The sequence below is a fragment of the Chryseobacterium sp. ZHDP1 genome, from assembly GCF_018603435.1.
GTDB lineage: Bacteria > Bacteroidota > Bacteroidia > Flavobacteriales > Weeksellaceae > Chryseobacterium > Chryseobacterium indicum.
In genome coordinates this window covers 143,715-162,755 of sequence record NZ_CP075682.1, presented here as the reverse complement: position 1 = coordinate 162,755, position 19,041 = coordinate 143,715, and the positions used below count along the sequence as shown (strand labels likewise).

Genomic DNA, 19,041 nt, shown 5'->3' with positions numbered 1-19,041 from the left:
AGATATACTCAAATTTACCGGAAAAATCTTTTTAAAATCACTTGTAGGAGCCAATGCGTTGACAGAAGCCGCAAAAACGACACAAGTATTTTATTTTCAGTTATTTAAAAATAAAAACAGTGGTAAAAATGTATCATTTGTGACTTATAAAAAGATACATCTTTCCCACAAATGCTTTCCACAGCCTTCCTATCAATGTAATTTAGTCTTCAGAATTCAAGGCGAATAACCGGAAGAAAAAAATAAAAAAACTAATAATGATTATGAAAAAGTCGAACACAAGAATCGTAGAATTCGTCAGCTACTTTTTTATCCTGCTTTTTTGTTATGCAGGTATAAGTAAGGTACTGGACTTTGAAAATTTTCGGACTCAAATATTAGAATCATCTTTATTGAATGGATTTTCACAATTCCTGCCTTTTATGATAATCATTGCTGAATTTCTTATTGCAGGATTGTTGTGCTACCGGAAAACAAGAACAATTGGACTGATAGGAAGCTTTATTTTGATGCTCATCTTTACGGGATATATTGCATTACTCCTAAGTACAAGTAAAAATCTCCCTTGTTCCTGCGGCGGAATTTTGGAGAAAATGAGCTGGAACCAGCATCTGTATTTCAATGTTGGCTGTGTCGTCCTTACTATTATTGCTTTAGGTTTAGATCTAAAATACAGCAGGTCTGCTGACTAAGTATGTTACCGTAATTGCTTACGGATGATTATGACTGAATTTGCAATTAATGTTCAACCTTAAAATCAGACAGCCGAAAGCTGTTTAACGATCCGACATTCTAAAATGATTTTATTAACAACAATTTGTTTGAGAATATATAGAATAAGATATTTTGGTACGATAAGATTTGTAAATCTATCGGTATAATTAAATGACTTAACCTACTCAGTCTTACTTCTCACGCAAGTTTCTAAAGTTTTTATGGTAATCTTTTTTGATGTATAAAAAGACCGGAATTATGAAACTTAATCAAATTTTGAAAGCCAATGCGGTAGCTATAGCTGCCGTGATATTCTCAGGGGCTGTGATGTCCTTCAAAGTGATGGAGAAAAAAGCGGCTACGACGTACTTCTATAACAGCACAGATATTGCCTCCGGAGCATTTGCCAATACCTCACACTGGCAGACCACCAACGCTTCAGGATGTGAAGTTGAAGGAGAAAGACCTTGTAGTATTGTGGTTCCCGACGGACAGACCCTGAATGATGTTTTGGATGGAAAAAGCAATGCGCAAGTTCTATCTATGAGTTCCAATCGTAAGCCCTGATTACTTTTGGCAATAAATGATGAAAATCGAAGGCTGGCATTTGCCAGCCTTCTTTCATAGTTTTTATTCTACTGCTTTAGAATTTATCTCGGATTCTGCGGCATTCCGCTAAGGCTGATAATATCTTCCGGTATGGCTATTGCGTACCGAAGGTCATTCGGAGGCAGCGTGTAAGTTTGGCCGTGAATCGTTCTGGTGAGTGTGATATTCGCTCCATCCCGGTTATACCGTTTAAGATCTGCCCAGCGAATTCCCCTGAACAAGAGTTCCTTGCATCTTTCTTTTTTGATAATTGCTAAGGCTTCCTGCTTTGAGCCGGCTGTAAAAGGAATATAGGTTCCGGTTTTCCATCTCTTAATAAGCAGATTGTTTAGCATCATCATAGCATTGGTGATGTCGTTCGTTTGAGCATAGGATTCTGCTGCTATCAAATACAATTCGTCCACTGCAACACTGGTTATTTTCCCTGAGGATCCTCCGGTATAATTGCCCTTAAAGGAAATATCGCCGTTAGCATTGATTCTGAAATAGGCCGATTTCCTGAGATCATTAGCGTTATAACTCTGATACAGCGTATCGGTCACTTTAGCTGCTGCAAAACGTACGGGTGCTGAGATCCTCATAGTTGTCCGCAGCAAAACTTCAGGATTCATATCCTTTATGGGGTATGATTCTGTTACGTTCAGTGTATTGAAATCCACCAGTGTGTTTTGGTAGCTCAATGCCTGTAACGCATAGGGCAGGGATTTCTGATAATCGCCCATAAAGAGATAAGTCCTTGCCAGGTATCCTAATGCCGTGACCTTGGATGGCCTGCTGGCAGCGACTTGTTTGACCGGCAAAAGATCCACCGCTTGCTGAAGATCTTTCAGGATCTGATCATATGTCTGTTTTACAGTAGATCGCTGGGAGGTAATATTCATATCCGGATCCAAACGAAGCGGTAGTCCCAGATCTGTTGAAGCCTTATCACTGCTATAGGCAGGACACCAGATCTGCGCCGCATCCAGGTAGCGTATCGCTCTCATTGCCAATGCCTGTCCTCTTACGTTTTCGGCTCCCAGAATGGCGTAGCTGTCCAGATTATTGAGGACAACATTAGAAATATAAATAGCTTTGTACGTATAATACCAATCATTCCCTGCACCCTGACTGGCGGATACATGATCTTTCTGCCAGGTGTACAATCTTTTATCCTCCTGATATTCCATAGCATCAAAATCGGCATCCGACAAATAGAGTTCATCACAGGAAGCCAGTCCGCTAGATGCAAAATTGATCATCACATCAGAAAGGCGATCCATCAATGCCTGATTATCTTCAAGGCTCACAGGCACGGCGAGTGTCGAATCAGACTTTTCATCCAGAAAGCGGTTACAGCCTGTCAGTATCATCACTACAGATAATAATCCTAATGTTATTTTAAATGACTTTTTCATATGTAGATATTTATTGTTTTTCAAAGGTCATATGTTATCGCCCATCTTCATTGGTGTTGGTTAGCAAGCTTTTTAATGGCGATTTCATAATATAATAAGTAATGTTAAATCAGAAGTTTAGAAGTTTGCACGTAATCCGATGGTATAGACAGAAGGTGGTTTCAATCCGTTGCCACCCAGGTTAAAATCCGGATCGATTCCACTTTTATTGGCTTTCCACAAAAAACCAAGATCACTAAGGTTTACAAATAAACTGAGATCTTTGAACATTGTCGATCGTAAAAAATTTTCACTGAAACGATAGTTGAGATTGATGTATTGCAAACGGATGTGGTCTGCCTTTTCTACCAGCACGCTCGAACCACTGTAAAAAGCATCCCTGTTGGCGTTGCTTTGCAATGTATTGGACGGAACATCCGTGAATGCTTCATCACCCTCTTTCTGCCAGCGGTTTTCAAAATCGCTATGTCCCGTCCAGCTCCTGTATAAGTTGGTATAGTTAATGGAACTTCTTCTGAAGTAGTATCCCAATTTAAATACAATACCGATATCGAGACTAAAATTCTGATAGCCCACCGAGTTGATAAACGAGCCGTATGCCGTAGGTAACGCTGAACCAAAAAACACCAGGTCATTAACCGATTTTCCTGCACCGGTAAGAGCTGCATAGTCGTTGCTCACTTCGCCATTAAGATAACCTCTGGGATCTCCCGTTTTGGGGTCCAGTCCTGCCCATTGGTAAGCGAATATCGAATACACCGGTCTTCCTTCAATTCCTGAAATCGGTACAGAAGACCCATTACCTATAAATTGATTGGCCATTGGGTTCAGCAGATAATATTTTGAGATCTTATCGTGGTAAATGCTGAAGTTGAGAATAGTGTTCCATTGAATGACCTTATCAATATTGAGCGTTTTGAGTACTATATCCATCCCTTTTCCTTTGATCTCTGCCACATTGGAGCGCATATAATCAATACCTGTGGTATAGTCCATCTGCGCAGGGCCAAAGAGATTGGTTCCTTTCTTGGTAAAATATTCCACGGAGCCGCTGATCCTGTTGTTCCGGGAAGAAAAATCGAGTCCTATGTTAACCATACTTGAGGTTTCCCATCGAAGATTTGGATTGTAATAATTGTCGATACGGGCCATTGGCGTTCCGGTGTAAACTGAGTTGTCCAGGTCGTAGGCAATTGTACTTACTGCCACCATTGCAGGATCAATATTCCCATTATAGCCGAAAGAACCTCTTAGCTTTAGGGTCGGAAGCCAGGCTATCCTATAGAAATTTTCTTTGGAAATATCCCATAAAGTACCGACCGACCAGAAAGGATTCCACTGGTCATTCGTTTTAAGCCCGAACAGGTTGCTGGCATCCCTTCGCAAACTTGCGGAAATCGTATATCTGTTATCGTAAGTATAGGCTGCATTGGCATAAAGGGAAACAAAACGGGTGGTGCGTTTTCCCAGAGACTGGTTTCGCTGTATGAAATCAGTGCTGCCTGTGGGAAGCAGCGGGTATTGATGGGCGTAATCTACAGCGCCGGAGGTCATCCGGTCCTGGTCATATCCATAATAGCGGTTGTAATGGTAGGTCCTGACGGCATCACGGCTTTCACCTCCTGCTATGGCGGAGATGTTATGCCTGTTCCATTGCCCTGTGTAACTGACCTGTCCTCTGATGTTGTTGATGGTGGTCAGAGAAGCGGATTGGTCTAAAATACCACCTTTGGGAACAATGAACGTTACATTGCCGTTATTGATCTGGGCAAAACTATTGACGTAGTTCCTCGCGTAGTAACTCCGGGCATTATGCAGGTTATCAGAATTGTCATTCAAACGTTGATGCTGGTATTTTACATCTGCTTCCAGCCCTTTCCATATTTTATAATTGATGCCGGCGTTGACCATCACTTCCGAGGCTTTGGTTTTTATCCCATCATTCTGCCAGTCCGTCAGAGGATAATAATTCCAGTCATTCAGCTTGCCCTTTTCAAAGCTGTCCTTGTAGTTTTGGTTATAATCTTTGTTCACGGCAAGAGGACGGCTGTTCTCATCTGCCAGCTTCATATAGGGAACGAATGAGTTTCTTCCCATAATAATCCCGCCGTAAGCAGTACGCCCGCTTTTCGTAGTAGTTTCCGTGTAATATAGGCTGCTGGTGAGCGATAATTTATTTACTGGTTTCCATACATTCTGGAAACGCAGGTTCATCCTGTTATAGTCTTCCCCGAGATTTCCGGTGTTATCATCATACCCCAGTGCAGTGCTCCATAAAAATGCAGGAGCTCCACCTGTGATGCCTACGTAGTATTGTCTTTTTTCCGAAGGCGTGTACATATAGCGGCGGAATTGTTCTTTAGCGTCAATGCCCTTTAGTTGCTGAATCTGACGATCAGCTTCATCGGAAGAGATCAATCCGTTTTTTGCTTTATTCAACAGATCGACCACTGGTGACAGAACAGGATGAGAGGAAGAGTTGATATCACTGTTATAGAAACCTTTTTGAAATAATCCTTTTTCAACCTCTATAAAATCGGAAGATGACATTGTTTTCAGATAGCCAAAATCCGGCTTGGGGCTATAGCTTGTATTGAAATTGAATTCCACTTTGACAGGCTGATTGAATTTCCCGGTTTTTGTAGTAATGACAATGACCCCATTGGCGGCTCTTGCACCCCATATACTGGCTGCTGAGGCATCCTTCAGTACCGTAATGCTTTCCACCATATTGGGATTGATGTTACTGATGTCACCTTCATAGGGAAAATTATCGACCACGATCAAGGGGGATTTGGGGCCGTTAATGGTACTAAGTCCTCTGACCATCAGCTGGGGACTTCCGGAACGTCCCCGTTCCAGGAAAACACCTCCCGCAACACTGGCAAGCCTGTCGAGTATATTGGTACTGACCTGTTGGTTGAGCAGTTTATTACCGGTAAATGTAAAGGAGCCGGTAGCTCTTTCTTTCGGGATCTTCTGGTAACCGGTGGAGATATTCACTTCCTGAATGTCATTCACTTTGTGCGAAATAACAATTCTCAGGGGTTTATCAAGCGGTAATGTAACATCAAGCGATGCTGATCTGTAGCCGCTGTGCGAAATATTCAGGGTGACCTTTTCCCCATTTGCAGGAAGTTTGAAAAAGCCGTTCTTATCGGTGATCACAACGGTTTTTGAGTTCGTAATATTGATCGTTGCTCCCGAAAGTGGAAGCGAATTCTCTTCAGTGATCACATAACCTGAAACAGTATGCTGTGCCGTGAGTGACAACGTACAGCATAGCAATAGCGGGATGTATAGTTTCTTCATAGTTAAAAATTACAGTTTGAATAATTGTTTAGTTTTTGAAATGAGATAGGAGAATACTTTTATTTAATACTATTCTCCTCAATATATCGGAGCTAATTTTTCAATTTATCCCTTATGATGAGCATATCAATTTCAAGCTCTTCTTCCTGAAGGTCCAGGTCATATTTTGAAAGTGCCCTTTGGATAGAAGGTACATCCGAGATCGCTCCCATTGTCAGGTCTATATTGCCCGTGACTCCTGTATCATCAACTATGGGCAAGGAAACTGCGGGAATGGCATTTAGGTTATTGACCAATTTATAGAGTGAAGCATTTTTTAAGGTCGTCTCTGTCATTGAGAATGAAAAACGCGTTGGGCCTCCTTTGGTCGTTAGCTTATCGATGGATGATGTCCTCTTTAGTACCAGACATCTAACCTTCCTTTTTTCGATCGTAGCGCTATAATCTGCATACTCGCTGATATTTTTCAGCATTAACGGATAGAGGGAATCTGCTTTGGATAGAGGAACAATGTACTCATAGCTGTAGAGATTGCCGTCTTCTACGGATTCGTCACCTTTTTTGATATAGTCCAATACGGTAGGGTTTTGAACTTCTACGATTCTTCGCTTCTCACTAAAAGATTCTTTACGCATCTGAAATATCTCATCGGCAAGCGTGGAAAAGATCTCAAGCAGGGAAAGATTGGTAAACTGTCTTCCGTATATCTGTTTACCCGATCTTCGAAAACCTGAGCCAAAGCCCATTCCCCGTATTCTTCCTTTCGCGAAAAGGGAATAATTGATCATTGACAAGCCCTTTTCACGGTCAAAATCCTCGGAAAGCATCAGGGGTCTTTCCCTGCTCATCTGGATGACGGTCTGAAGACCGGAACTTTCTCCGCCTAAGACCTTACTGATGGTATTTTCATTGACCTGGGAACCGTCTGTTGTGATGAGTAGCTTTCCATCTTTGATCCATACAACATAGGGAACGCCCTGATGCGGAAACAAGTGATGAAAGAGCTGGTCTCCTGCTACGGAGACAACATTGTTGAAACGCTGTCCGTTTTTAGAAGCAAAGAACTTTTCAAGAATCTGACGATCCTGATTGCTTACGGCCAGAATTTTTACTTTATCTCCGAACTGCTCCTTAAGCTGTTCCATTTTGGGAAATGCTTTCAGGCAGGCACTGCACCAGGTGTTCCAGAAGTCAATGAGAATGAGTTTATTCTTATCGTCAGAAAGATTTAAAGTTTTTTGTTGATGGTTGACCACGTGAAAAGAAGTTGTCCAGAAGCTTTCAGGAAGAGATTCTCCAACTTTAACAGACTTGTTCTGGGCAAAGGATATGTTAGCTGCCACAAGGGTAAAAACAAGGGACAGGATTCCCCTGCAAAAGATATTTTTCATACTTTTGAATAGGTTTTTAATAATTATTAATCACTGATTATGCTCTTTCCTGTGGTCTGCAAACTGTATGGAAAGGGCTTTTTTATTGGTCTTTGTGGTTGTTAATTTTTACTGTCTGTTTCGTGCTGTACTATGGTTTTTAAGACCGTATGGAGGAAGCTTTACCAGTGCAGAAAACTCCCTGCCCATACAGGTCACAATTTAATATGAATGAAAATTTACCTCTGGTGTGAGCTTAAAGCCCCAATGGATGCGCTGCCATTGTATCGTGCCTAATCTATACTTAATAGTAAAAGCGGCTTAGAGAAATGTAGAGATAGCAGACAGCATTGGAAATAAAAACGGCGTGGAACTCTACTTACCGTATCAGAGGTACTGGCATACCCTTTACCACGAATAAGAGAGCCCACGCCTAAGGACGTGAGCGATCTGCTTATTGTCTTGTGGTAAAATGAAAAGTGCCAGTTTTCTGATACAAGATTCTAAGCGAATAGCTTCTAGTATTTTTTGAAGTATCGCAAAATTACGTTTTCTAACGTACGAGAGCAAATATATAAATAATCTTTAATATATCCAAATATGGATGTGTGTATATTGTAAATAATCTGGTAATTGCTATAAATTCTAAAAAATGGAAGAAGGAAGAATTGTAGAAGTTATCATCGCTGAATTAGATTTATTTCTAATTGATAAAATTAGAGAACTTAGAGGAAGAGCAAAACCTTATATCTCGCAGGTAGAGTTATCACAGAGAATGGGTTTTGCTGATGGCTATGTAGGTAAAGTTGAAAATTTTAATTCAAATTCACGTTATAATATAAGAAAAATTCACCTTGCTGCTGTGGCTTTGAAACAAGAATCATACAACGATTTATTACCCGATAAGATTTTAAAAAATGACTTATTATATTTAAAACTTCGTGTTAATAGAAAAAGAAATGATACAGTCGACTTTGACGAGAATGGTAATGTTATAAAGAACTATGCAATTCTCGAAAAAAGAGTTTTGACTGATGAAGAGGTTAAATTTTTCATTAATAGAAGAAATACTGGTGGTAAAAAATAAAGATTTTATAATTTCGTGGAAATTAGTTTTCTGTGTGAGATTCTAAGCGATAGCTTCGCAAGCATTACATCCAAGGTGTAATGTTTTTTTCATATTTTTAAACAGACTCCTGTTTTGTGTATTATAGAAAGACCGTGATGAAGCGATAAAAACATTACGTAACTTTGAAGCAAATTCCTAATAACTCAAAAAATGTATTATTCAAATATTCTCCCAATAAAATTTTCAAGGCTAAACTGCTCAAATATATTTTCTTCTAACGGTTTAGACTTTAAGAATCTAAAAAAGTTTTTGGAAAAAGATTTTCAAAATGAAATGGTATCCTTTATAAACCAATATTATTCTTCTTCCGATCGTGGAACAGTCAATTATGTTAATGTCAGTGAGGATTATGTTCTTATAGCAGATAATCAGTTAGAAATAGAGGTTAAATGTGACCTTATTTACGATGTTCAATATTACAATGGATGTAAAGACCTTGATACCACTGATGAAGACCAATCTATGACAGTTACTATTAAAATAAAAAAAGAAAACTGTTCTGCAGATATAATTGGTGATAAAATTTATGAAAGAGATTCAGATGAAATTTAAATATAAGTAAAAAGACATATTTGAGAATAATTTTAGTAACTAAATTAAGCGTAATTTCTAAATTACGGAGGTTAACCTAAGAAGTAAAAGGTCAATCATTAAATCTGTATAAAGACTAAATTATGGAAAATTTTGAAAAATTTGATGTTCTAAAATATCGAAAATGTATCTACCTGATTGAGGGCGTGGTTCACAATAATGATTCAAACATTAAAAAGTCTCAAGTCAATTATTTTTTTAGAATAACGTTTAAAGAAGAGTCTAAATTATATAAGAATGGTTCAGAGAATCACTATGCACAAGATCTAAAATACTACAGAAAGGCAAATCCTGAACAAAGAAAATTTTTGTTCGATGAAATTAAAAGAAGATTTCCAGACTTTGATCTAAAATATCAGCGTTCAGAAAAGTTAAATAGTGAAGATATATCTAAGTTGGAACTCTTAACTGAGGAAAATTGCATTGAATTTTTAAAAGGGAAAGGTTATTTAATTTATAAGCAGATATAAAACTAATACATAAAAGATGAAGAGAACGGATTTTTCTCCGCAGATTTGGTGGAGTGCTATGGATAGAGGAATTGAGTTTACAAATCATTTAGCAAAAGATTTTATTAAAGATTTTAATTTTAAAAACTGGCTAAGAACAGGTAGTATTGAACATAGCTCTTTAGAAATCCATCAAATTGCGCAACTAGAAGACACTTTAGGCGACAAGTATGAATATTTACAAAATAACGAATACTATCATCGAGTATTTTTCAAAAATAACTTCGGTATAAATATATATGCTAATACAATCGAAGACTTAAGGCAGAAGGCATTTGATAATAAAAATACTCAAATTCAATATGAATTTAGAATAGATAATCTAAACCATTTTATAACCTTTCATTTCAACAACTGGTTAAATTTCGAAACATATGAGGATTGGTTTCGCTGGAGATTATATTATTATTTTTTAGTAAATAAACTTGATGGCCAATTAAGTAGAATTTATAACTACTACTGGAGCATTGTTTTAGGTGAATTAAATCTATATACCAATTTTTTTAATTCGGTAGAACAATATAAAAAATTTCGGGATGAATATGAAGAAATCAATAAAGAATCTGAAATCATTTTTCGAGAATATCAAGAAAAACTGAATGAATCAAAATAAATCCTAATATAGCGAGGATTTTTATTCCTTATTAAGAAAAATCTATTTATCGAAAGAATTTTATTTCTGAATTTGTGAGATAACAAAAAAGAAAATTATAGATAAATATCAAGTTTAAATACATATAAATTATTGCGTTAAGCAAATCATTTTCTTCGTTCAAATACTGGAAATATAAATACTAAAGAAATATGATTGTGAGATGCGCCCTTACGGGGCGTGTTTGAAAATGATGGAAGTTTTCCAATAAAATGTGCAGAAAGAGTTATTCAAATTCATCCATACTTAGCTAATGCTTTATTACTACAAGCAGAAACACGTACAAAACAGTTCAAAACCTAATGAAAAAATATAGTACAAAAGATATTCATGCTACATTGGCTGATCCAAAAGCTAAAGAATTATTTGATCTTATGAATAGAGAATATGCTCATATTCATAAAATTGGTTACCGTAGTATGCCTGAAGATATGTATTTGGATGGCTGGTATCTCTCAAAACAGAAAGGGAGAAGTATGAAGATACGAGGTTGAAACAATAAGTGTCAATTCTAAATTGTAAGAGGCCCTTAATTATTTCTCCAGTATTTTAAATCCAGATTTACTCTTGCTGTTTTCTCATTCTCAGCTATCTTCTGTGCTGCCTTTTGATAGAGATCACTACCGTCTTGGGCCAAAGTTTTTATAGACCTCCATTTGGGTAAAATCATGTCGGTTTCATAATATATACCTAAAGCGACATCTCTGTCGAGAGGTACTTCCAAAAATTTGAATTTCTTATTAAATTCGAAAAGATCTTTAGGAAATCCGTACCGGTCAGAAAAGAATTTATTATAAATAATTTCTCGGAAGAATAAATTCAATCCTTTTCTTGCAGCTCCCCAAGATTTACCATTTTCTGGAAAATTAGAAATTAAATTTTCAGTATGTTCATTGAGAAAAAGTTTATAATAGCTTTCGGTTTCCAATGCATTTACAAACTCATTAATATTTATTTGATAAAAATAATCTCTAGCAATTTTTATAATACCAGATGCACCCTGATTTCTAAGTGCTGAAGCCCCAACTGAAATAATAGAAATCCTTTTGTGAATTTGAAGAAGAAATTCAGATTCTTTCATAAATTAAAAAATATTCAGTAAACTAGGAAATCTAGTCCACTATTACTTCTTTAAACATTTGCACAAAATCTTCTGTTGGAATTCTAAAAGGTATTTTTCTAGAAGAAATTGAGCCGAGTTGTTCCATCAAATTTTTATTTGTTCGATAAAATGCCTCTTGTTCTGTAGAAGCATTGATCTTTTTATGAGTTTCCATTCTTTTTAAATGATCAATTAAAATCTCTTTAAAATGTCTATCCTTTTGTTTTAAATATGGTGCCCAAAAAATTAAAGTGTCGATATCAATGACAGTTAATCCTTTGATATAATTTTTATCGTAATTGGTACCCAGCTTTTCTTTGGCCATTGATCTATACCAATCATTTAGTCTATAATTGACTCCAGGACTCTGAAATATTCTATCCTGAATTAGTAGTATAGGATATATTGTGAATTTTTTATCTGAATTAACACCTTCATCAAATCGGAATTTTTTATCCTGTATTTCCTGAATAGAGTTAATAATCTGTCCTATTCCAACACTTTTTTTACCATCCTTAACAAATTTAGATTCGAGCAAACTGTGAATATCATCGATGTTTCCAGAAGATTTTAGTGATTTAGAGACTAAAACATCTTTGTTCTCAAAAAGAAATATATTTTTGTCATAACGTATATAATAATCAGGTTCTCCGTCTAACTCTTTTTCAGTATCTGGTTTTTTAACAAAATACTTTTTGTGAAAAATATCGTCTAACAAATTCTTCATTAGAAAATCTTCTGAAAAATTCTTATTAAAAAAACCGAAAAAATTTCCGTACTTCTTTTTTAGTGACTCTTTACTTTCATAAATCTCTTTCAGTTTAAATTTCGTGCTTCTATAAAATTTATCTACAGCGAAGAAATAGTTTACTATTGAAAATAGATTATCTTCTAAGAAATATATCGGGTTATTTTTAAGAATTGTGAAGTCCTCATCAATTTTAATATTTTCAGAGCTCATCGACTTTAGGAAATTCAAAGCACTGCCATCGTCCACTTCAAAGGTGTAATTCTTAGTAATTTTTGATTCTAACAGTTTACCAAATAAGAATTTCATATGCTTAATGAATTCTTCTTCGCTATCAGTGTTGAAACTTTTTAAGAATTCTACTTTAAGCTCGACAAAATCATCATTGCTATTAAGAAATTTAAAAAGTTCATCAACCTTATAAATCGTTGTATAAATCAATTTTAAAAATTCTAAATCATCATTGCTAAATAACGCCAGATCGGATTCAGGAAATTTGAATGTTAAAGTCAAATCAACAAGTTTTTCAAAATTGTCAGAATTTAAATTGTCAAATTTTTGGTTATTATTGAGCTCTGTATTTATTACTAAAAATGCTTTAAAAAGATTCAGTTCATCTTCATCTATAGAAATTGGCTCCTCTAATAAATCTTTCTGTGCTAATATATGCTCAGACAATTTTAAACTTGCATACTTGGAAATAAGAATAGGTTTTTCCTTAATATTATTCTTTTTAGAATATCTTATAACTTTTTCAAAAATATTATCCTGCAAAGTGGGATTAGTAAAAAAATTATCAAAATTAGTGGTTGGATTTGTGTTACAAAATCCAATAGTTCTTAACAATGTTTCTTTTGAAACTTTTTTAATGTAATAAACTACATCTTCTTTTTTTTCATCAGGAAAGACATCCTCAAATTGAAGTCGTTGAGCAATAGTTATCATTTAGTTTTATTTTTTGGGTTAATCGTTTTGAACAAATTCCAAATTATTGCATAAAAATTTTAGAATTGTGATATTCTAAAAATTCAGCTAATGGATGAAATTTTTGCGGTAGTCTAATCTTTTTATTTTGATAAGGAGAAAAAAAATTCTCAAAGTCGGTTTTATCAGTCTCCTTAAGTAGCTTTTCAGAATATTTAATTTCATAATCAGGTGTTATAGTCATTAAACCTTTATCAAATGCTTTATCATGAAGAGCATTAAGACATAATCCATTCGCTGGGTTTGTTCTATGCTCACTTTCTACTGACCAAGGAATAATATGTCCTGCAATAAGTAGATCAGGAATTGCAATATTTGTAATACAACACCTGAAATTGTATGAAGCAATTACAGATTTTCTGAAAAAAGCTTGATTAACCCGTATCTTAACAAGAGCTTCGCGTTCTTTACCTGGAGGAGGAAGATCGCTTGTAATAATATCGGACGAATACTCAAGAGAATTATTTTTATATCGGGCAAGTATCTGTTCACTTTTATACACTAGCTCCTCCCAATTGTTATTAAATTCATTCCAGACTATCTCTTCACCCTTCGCTCCTTGAGATAATCCAGAGACATTTCTTACCTTTTGAAAAGGATCAAGTCTAGCGAAATTTGCTAGTTTCATAGCAACAGAGCCGTTCGTTCTACCAATTATGAAAGCAAGCTCTTTAATAGGTGGATAATTACTGTTAATTTTAGGAAATGGTATTTTGCAATATAAATTAAAAGCAAGAATATGTTCTTCGTATGTCCAATTATTTTTTTGCATTTGTACCTATTATCTCTTCAGAAAGTTCATCTGTATTCCACGGTGTTATGCCAGATCTAAAAAAATGGGCTCCAAATTTCCCTAAAACTTCATTTGTTAATTCATCACTTAAAGTTATTACTAGTGAGTAATTGGCTAATATTTCTGTTTTTTCTAACATAAAATACTTTGATAGGGATAATTTTCCACCTTCAAAAATGGGAGAAGGAGGCAAATATCTATCATATCCAGATACAGTAGGATCAGCTTGGAGCATTTTAGAAATCTTATCCTTTTTAGATATAATATCTTTCCAAATGAAAGGACAAACTAAAATAGAGTTATTTCGGATAACATTACATCTAGGGGTCAAAATAAAAATAAATTCATCACTATCATTTTTCCTGAAAATATCGCCTGTCCAAACTGGAATTAACCCAATACGCCTTATATAGTGTTCAGAGCTGCTTACAGTTTCTTCAATTATGTGCCCTTCTTCATTAACTTCAGGAAGTAATAACTCAAATAGCAATGTCCTTACAGCTATTCTTTTAAAAATTTTTTTTATTCTTTCAGAAGATTCTTTTAAGTTTTTATTTCCATTGATACTTTTAATAATTTTTTCAATTTCATCATTTTGAATAAATTGCTTAGTAAATGCATTATGTAAATCAATGTGTATTTGCTTCTCTAGTAAACCTCCCGGACAAAAAACATCAATAAAACCGGATTCATAAAATAAAATTATTTTGTCTATAATCTTTTCTTTAAAATCCTCATCTTTATCTACTTTAAAAACTGTCCCACAATTATCGAACTGATCTGATAAAGCTTCAAGATATCCACTGTATATAAAAATTGGAATATTAAGGGCCGCAAATCCGTCTCTAACATTTTCAAGAAATTCAGCATCTTTTTGATTTAATTCTCCAGCCGTAGGTTCTTCACTTAAAAGATCAAAAACTAATGCTTTTACAAAATCTTTATGCTCTGAGATAGAACTTTCAAATTCTTCTTTTGTCGAGCAAATAATATAATCTATCTCGATACCAATTTGATCAAATAAATCCTTAGAGGGTTGGAGAATCCCTTTTAGATCATTATCTAAATGAATTATTACACCTTTTCTATCCATTGATTTCTTTTTTTATAATAAACGCTGGTCCATTTTCTCTGTTTTCTGCTGAAATATTCCAATTATTTCGGCTAAGAATACTTTGTGTAAATGCAAGCCCCAATCCCGTAGCATTTTTTTCAGACCTAGTAGTGACGCCATAATCAAAAATATAATTAATTAAATCTTCATTAATAAATGGCCCTGAGTTACTTACTATAAATGCATCCTTCTCCATACTAAATCGTATTTCACCTGGTCTTTCCGTCTTTTTTATCCAGTACACTGCATTATTAACTATATTTAGAAATGCAATCCAGAAAGCATATTCCAAATCATTAATTTCATATTTTTCAAGTCTGGAATCAGTAATGATAGATATTTTATATTCTTCAATATCTGATTTATAAAGATTACATACCCTAAGAAAGGTATTAGAAGGGATAAATTTCTTATTTCTAGCCCTTCCTATTGCAGGCTGCAAAGATTTCCTTAGCTCAGTTAATACATCAGTAGCATAAGTGAGATTATTTATATCTTTCACAAAATTATCCATAACATCAGAATTGACTTTTGTTTTCTTTAAGTCCAGTGACGCTTTCGTAGTTCTTAATCCAGCAATAGGTTGTGCCATTTCATGATAAACCAATTCAATTCCACTTCCTAAGGAAGCCAATCTTTCTGAAAATGAAAGAGACTCTTCAATGTTATCCAATGATGTAGTCACATCATTCATAAATTTTTGTGAATATTTTATAACTTCCGGTCCGGCATTAAGATTATGCAATGTACTAAAATACTCTTCAAAATCAGGTCGTTGATGTTTACTTGTAGGTGTTCTTCCTAACCCTTGTAATAGTCTATAATTATATCTTTTCTTGCCAAGTAAAGAAAAAATCCCTTGCATCGTCACTTTAACTTGTTGAAACGCTTTATTCTCTAGAAAACCCTCTCTGTTAGTTTTTTCTTCAAGTTTATCATTTTCAGGAGAATAGAAAAAGACATATCCTAAAATCTGATTAGTATTGACATTTTTACCAGGATCTTGCACTCTGGCTTTTGAAAGTCCTATCCAATCCTCAACTTCATCCCCATAAGGCTTTACACCAAATCCATTTTTAGAAATTCTCATTCCTTGAAAATTTTTAAATACAGATCTGAATTGTGCGGCACTCTTAAGTTTTGCTTCGTTTGCAAGATTTTCTAAGTTATCTTTTTCTCCTATATCGTAAATTCGGATATCAAAATAATATTCTCCCGTTTCATTTTCTTCTGTATCATCGAACAAACCAGGTTGAATATCTTTTTTATCTATAATTTCGCTTTTTGACAATTCAAAAGTTTCTTCTCTACTATCATTTTTTAATCTTTTATAGGACATATAACCGTAGACATCTCCTTCTGCCGAGACCTTACCATATACTCTATAGTTATAAACAGACTGTATTGGAATAGGAGATATAGGAAGCCATTCAATTTCATCTGTATCCTGGTCTGGTAAAAGATTAGTTCCGTAATATATAGAAAACTCGGTTTTCGAAGGAGAAACTGCCTTTTTATTATCAATTAATCCTTTTTCTTGTAACTCTTTTTGAATTTCATTATTCAAACTCAGTGGAGTAATAAGAGTCGCAAGAGCTTTATAAAAACTTGTAGTTTCATAAGACGTTGTTTGATTCGGTAATTCAGGCTGATTATGATCTTCTTTTAATATTTTTAAAACAGAATCATCTAATGACTCAATTATAATTAGTGTTCCTTTTTTAAAAGATTCCAGTTTGGCTTTCTTTAAGAAACTGATAAGAGAAAGATTTACATTGGCATTTCTCTCTTTTATAATATTTCCATTACGAAATAAGACAGAATAATCTGATATTGTGTCCCCGGGAAAGTTAATTTCAGACAACAATTTTTCTTCTTTAAAAGCTTCTCTATTAACTGTTATCCAATTATAATCTATCGTTTCCTTTTCTCTAGTTATAACTGTAACTCTTTCACCAAGTGCCATAGATGCCAATCTACCAATTCCTTTACTTCCGAGCTGATTTCTATTATACTTATCACTCTTACTATTCACTCTTCTTTTCGAGCTGACAGACGGCTTTAACCAATCTCCAAAAAGCGTTTCATAATCCATTCCTGAACCATCATCGAAAATGACAGCAAAAGATTCATTTAGAATATTTGAATATGAGAAATAAACTTTACATGAAAGTGCATCTGCATCATAACCATTCTTTACCAATTCATTAATAGCTGTACTTGGATGCCCAATAAGCTGTTCACCCATCTGAATTATGGACATCGAACCTGGCTGAAAAGAATGCCTTTTTATATTATTATCTTCAGTCATTATCAAGTATATTTTTTATCTGCTCTGCAATTCTTTCTGCCATTAAAGGTGGTACTGCATTTCCTATTTGTTTGAAAGCAGATGTCCGAGGTTGATTCTCTTTAATTCCTTCAAAATAAAAATTATCCGGAAAAGATTGAATTCTTGCTGCTTCTCGCACAGATATAGAGCGAAGTTGGTTTTTATCAGGATGAATAAAATGATGTCCGTCCTTTGCAATATGTGCTATCATTGTGTGCGGCTCATTATCAACCACTTTAAATCTATCAAGAAAGTCTGAAATATTCTTTTGAGTCCTCATTTCATTTGGGATTTGGTCATTTTTTAGTCTTTGTCCTTGCTCTAAATAATCAATTGCGAGTCTATATATCATCAAATCTTTCTCATTGTGTGGACGAGCAATGTGTTGAGTTACAAAATCGATCCCATTTCTAATCGCATTCGATTGAAGATAATCATTTGTTTTAGTTCGGTATTCATGAATTCTTTTATTTTCTCCTGGTTTTATTAAAGGCAAATCAGAAAAAATGCTATCTCTATAGTTTTTACTAACAGTAGGAATAGTTGGATAAGAGAAATCTAGTTCTTTCTTCCATCCAATAATAATCACTCTTTGTCTATGTTGTACTACGCCGTAGTCAAATGAATTAAGTAATTTAGCTTCTACTTTATAACCCAATCTTTTGTAATAGCTTTGAAGGTTTCTAAAATATTGTCCATTTGCTGCAGACAATATGCCTGGAACATTTTCAAAAAGAAACATCTTAGGACTGTACTTTTTTAAGAATCTTCCATATTGAATGTACAATCTGGTTCGTTCATCATCTTTCTTATGCTTTAATGGAGCCCTTCCTACAACAGAATATGCCTGACACGGAGGCCCACCAATAATAAGATCTACAGTTTCATTTTGCAATAAATCATCAATTGAATCGAAAATCCTTTTATTTTCAGCGCCTATTTCAGCATTTATAACACTTTTTAATACATTTTCTGGAATATATGAATATAGCTGTTTACGGTCTATTTCTCCTTTGAGATATTTATAGTATAATTCTACTTTTCCATTTTCTTTAAGAAAATGAAATGCCGAACGTGTTTTTAAGGTATAACACGCTGCTTTATCATACTCAACATGAGCTACGGGAGTAAATCCCTGTGAATAGAAGCCTTCAGAAAGACCACCTGCGCCGGCAAATAAATCAATATATTTTATTGTAGCTTTCATTTATTTTCTAACTCTTCAATTAACTTCTTCAAAGTTTCTTCCCTTTTTTTTATTTTTAATTGGCACTCCCAAATAATGATTACTTTCCAGCCATCATTTTTTAATTTATTAATGCTATCTTCATCTTTTAACTTATTTCGTCCTATCTTTTCGAGCCACCAATCTGTTTTTGTTTTAGGAACTACATAATATTTACAATTATCATGACCATGCCAGAAACAACCATGTATAAATATTACCGTTCTATATTTATTTAAAACGATATCTGGCGTACCGGGTAAACTTTTTTTATGTAATCTATAGCGAAATCCTTTAGAAAAAAGAAACTTTCTCACCAAAATTTCAGGTTTTGTATTTTTACCCTTTATTTTGCTCATATTATAACTTCTTATTTCTTTGGAATGTACATCCGCCATAATAAAAAAAATTAATTGCAATATAAGTAAAAACGGTCATTTGACGACATGTGTTTTTACAA

General features: G+C 34.6%; 17 protein-coding genes. 7 read left to right on the top strand and 10 right to left on the bottom strand.

Going from position 1 to position 19,041, the window contains the following annotated elements; all coding sequences use genetic code 11:
* Window positions 1-263 precede the first annotated feature (263 nt).
* Entirely contained in the window at window positions 264-692 is a 429-nt protein-coding gene (locus tag KKI44_RS00720; RefSeq protein WP_214589391.1) for a MauE/DoxX family redox-associated membrane protein, read from the top strand.
* A gap of 280 nt (window positions 693-972) precedes the next feature.
* Complete coding sequence (locus KKI44_RS00715) at window positions 973-1,281, top strand: hypothetical protein (RefSeq protein ID WP_214589390.1); 309 nt, start codon at window positions 973-975, stop codon at window positions 1,279-1,281.
* A gap of 83 nt (window positions 1,282-1,364) precedes the next feature.
* On the opposite strand, the gene KKI44_RS00710 is transcribed toward KKI44_RS00715, so the two are convergent.
* The 3 genes from KKI44_RS00710 to KKI44_RS00700 form a co-directional block, all read right to left on the bottom strand.
* A complete protein-coding gene (locus KKI44_RS00710; protein ID WP_214589389.1) occupies window positions 1,365-2,720 on the bottom strand; it encodes a RagB/SusD family nutrient uptake outer membrane protein in 1,356 nt (451 codons plus the stop codon).
* A gap of 117 nt (window positions 2,721-2,837) precedes the next feature.
* Window positions 2,838-6,032: a SusC/RagA family TonB-linked outer membrane protein gene (locus tag KKI44_RS00705; RefSeq protein ID WP_214589388.1), complete on the bottom strand. Its 3,195-nt coding sequence runs from the start codon at window positions 6,030-6,032 to the stop codon at window positions 2,838-2,840.
* 92 nt (window positions 6,033-6,124) lie between these two features.
* Complete coding sequence (locus KKI44_RS00700) at window positions 6,125-7,423, bottom strand: TlpA family protein disulfide reductase (RefSeq protein WP_214589387.1); 1,299 nt, start codon at window positions 7,421-7,423, stop codon at window positions 6,125-6,127.
* Window positions 7,424-8,054: 631 nt separating this feature from the next.
* Here KKI44_RS00700 and KKI44_RS00695 point away from each other — a divergent pair.
* The 5 genes from KKI44_RS00695 (at window position 8,055) to KKI44_RS00675 (ending at window position 10,777) form a co-directional block, all read left to right on the top strand.
* Complete coding sequence (locus tag KKI44_RS00695; protein ID WP_214589386.1) at window positions 8,055-8,489, top strand: transcriptional regulator; 435 nt, start codon at window positions 8,055-8,057, stop codon at window positions 8,487-8,489.
* A 192-nt stretch (window positions 8,490-8,681) separates the two neighbouring features.
* Window positions 8,682-9,083, top strand: a complete 402-nt coding sequence (locus KKI44_RS00690) for a hypothetical protein (protein WP_214589385.1) — start codon at window positions 8,682-8,684, stop codon at window positions 9,081-9,083.
* Between the two features lie 122 nt (window positions 9,084-9,205).
* Entirely contained in the window at window positions 9,206-9,592 is a 387-nt protein-coding gene (locus KKI44_RS00685) for a hypothetical protein (RefSeq protein ID WP_214589384.1), read from the top strand.
* A gap of 16 nt (window positions 9,593-9,608) precedes the next feature.
* The gene (locus KKI44_RS00680; RefSeq protein WP_214589383.1) at window positions 9,609-10,244 is read left to right on the top strand and encodes a hypothetical protein; all 636 of its coding nucleotides are present in this window, start codon (window positions 9,609-9,611) and stop codon (window positions 10,242-10,244) included.
* A gap of 341 nt (window positions 10,245-10,585) precedes the next feature.
* Window positions 10,586-10,777 (top strand): hypothetical protein, encoded by a 192-nt coding sequence (locus KKI44_RS00675; protein WP_214589382.1) that lies wholly within the window; start codon window positions 10,586-10,588, stop codon window positions 10,775-10,777.
* A gap of 35 nt (window positions 10,778-10,812) precedes the next feature.
* Here the strand turns inward: KKI44_RS00675 and KKI44_RS00670 are convergent, their stop codons facing one another.
* Genes KKI44_RS00670 through KKI44_RS00640 form a run of 7 tightly spaced genes read right to left on the bottom strand, consistent with a single transcriptional unit; the run spans window position 10,813 to window position 18,979 of the window.
* Window positions 10,813-11,364 (bottom strand): hypothetical protein, encoded by a 552-nt coding sequence (locus KKI44_RS00670; protein WP_214589381.1) that lies wholly within the window; start codon window positions 11,362-11,364, stop codon window positions 10,813-10,815.
* 31 nt (window positions 11,365-11,395) lie between these two features.
* Window positions 11,396-13,078: a hypothetical protein gene (locus tag KKI44_RS00665; protein ID WP_214589380.1), complete on the bottom strand. Its 1,683-nt coding sequence runs from the start codon at window positions 13,076-13,078 to the stop codon at window positions 11,396-11,398.
* A gap of 43 nt (window positions 13,079-13,121) precedes the next feature.
* Window positions 13,122-13,889: an HNH endonuclease gene (locus tag KKI44_RS00660; protein ID WP_214589379.1), complete on the bottom strand. Its 768-nt coding sequence runs from the start codon at window positions 13,887-13,889 to the stop codon at window positions 13,122-13,124.
* Entirely contained in the window at window positions 13,876-15,003 is a 1,128-nt protein-coding gene (locus tag KKI44_RS00655; protein WP_214589378.1) for a hypothetical protein, read from the bottom strand. Before KKI44_RS00655 ends, KKI44_RS00660 begins: the two co-directional genes overlap by 14 nt.
* Complete coding sequence (locus KKI44_RS00650) at window positions 14,996-17,335, bottom strand: sensor histidine kinase (RefSeq protein ID WP_214589377.1); 2,340 nt, start codon at window positions 17,333-17,335, stop codon at window positions 14,996-14,998. Before KKI44_RS00650 ends, KKI44_RS00655 begins: the two co-directional genes overlap by 8 nt.
* On the bottom strand, window positions 17,328-18,563 hold the full coding sequence (locus KKI44_RS00645; RefSeq protein WP_214589376.1) for a DNA cytosine methyltransferase: 1,236 nt from the start codon (window positions 18,561-18,563) through the stop codon (window positions 17,328-17,330). Before KKI44_RS00645 ends, KKI44_RS00650 begins: the two co-directional genes overlap by 8 nt.
* Complete coding sequence (locus KKI44_RS00640) at window positions 18,560-18,979, bottom strand: very short patch repair endonuclease (RefSeq protein WP_214589375.1); 420 nt, start codon at window positions 18,977-18,979, stop codon at window positions 18,560-18,562. The genes KKI44_RS00645 and KKI44_RS00640 overlap by 4 nt, the downstream gene beginning before the upstream one ends.
* Window positions 18,980-19,041 lie beyond the last annotated feature (62 nt).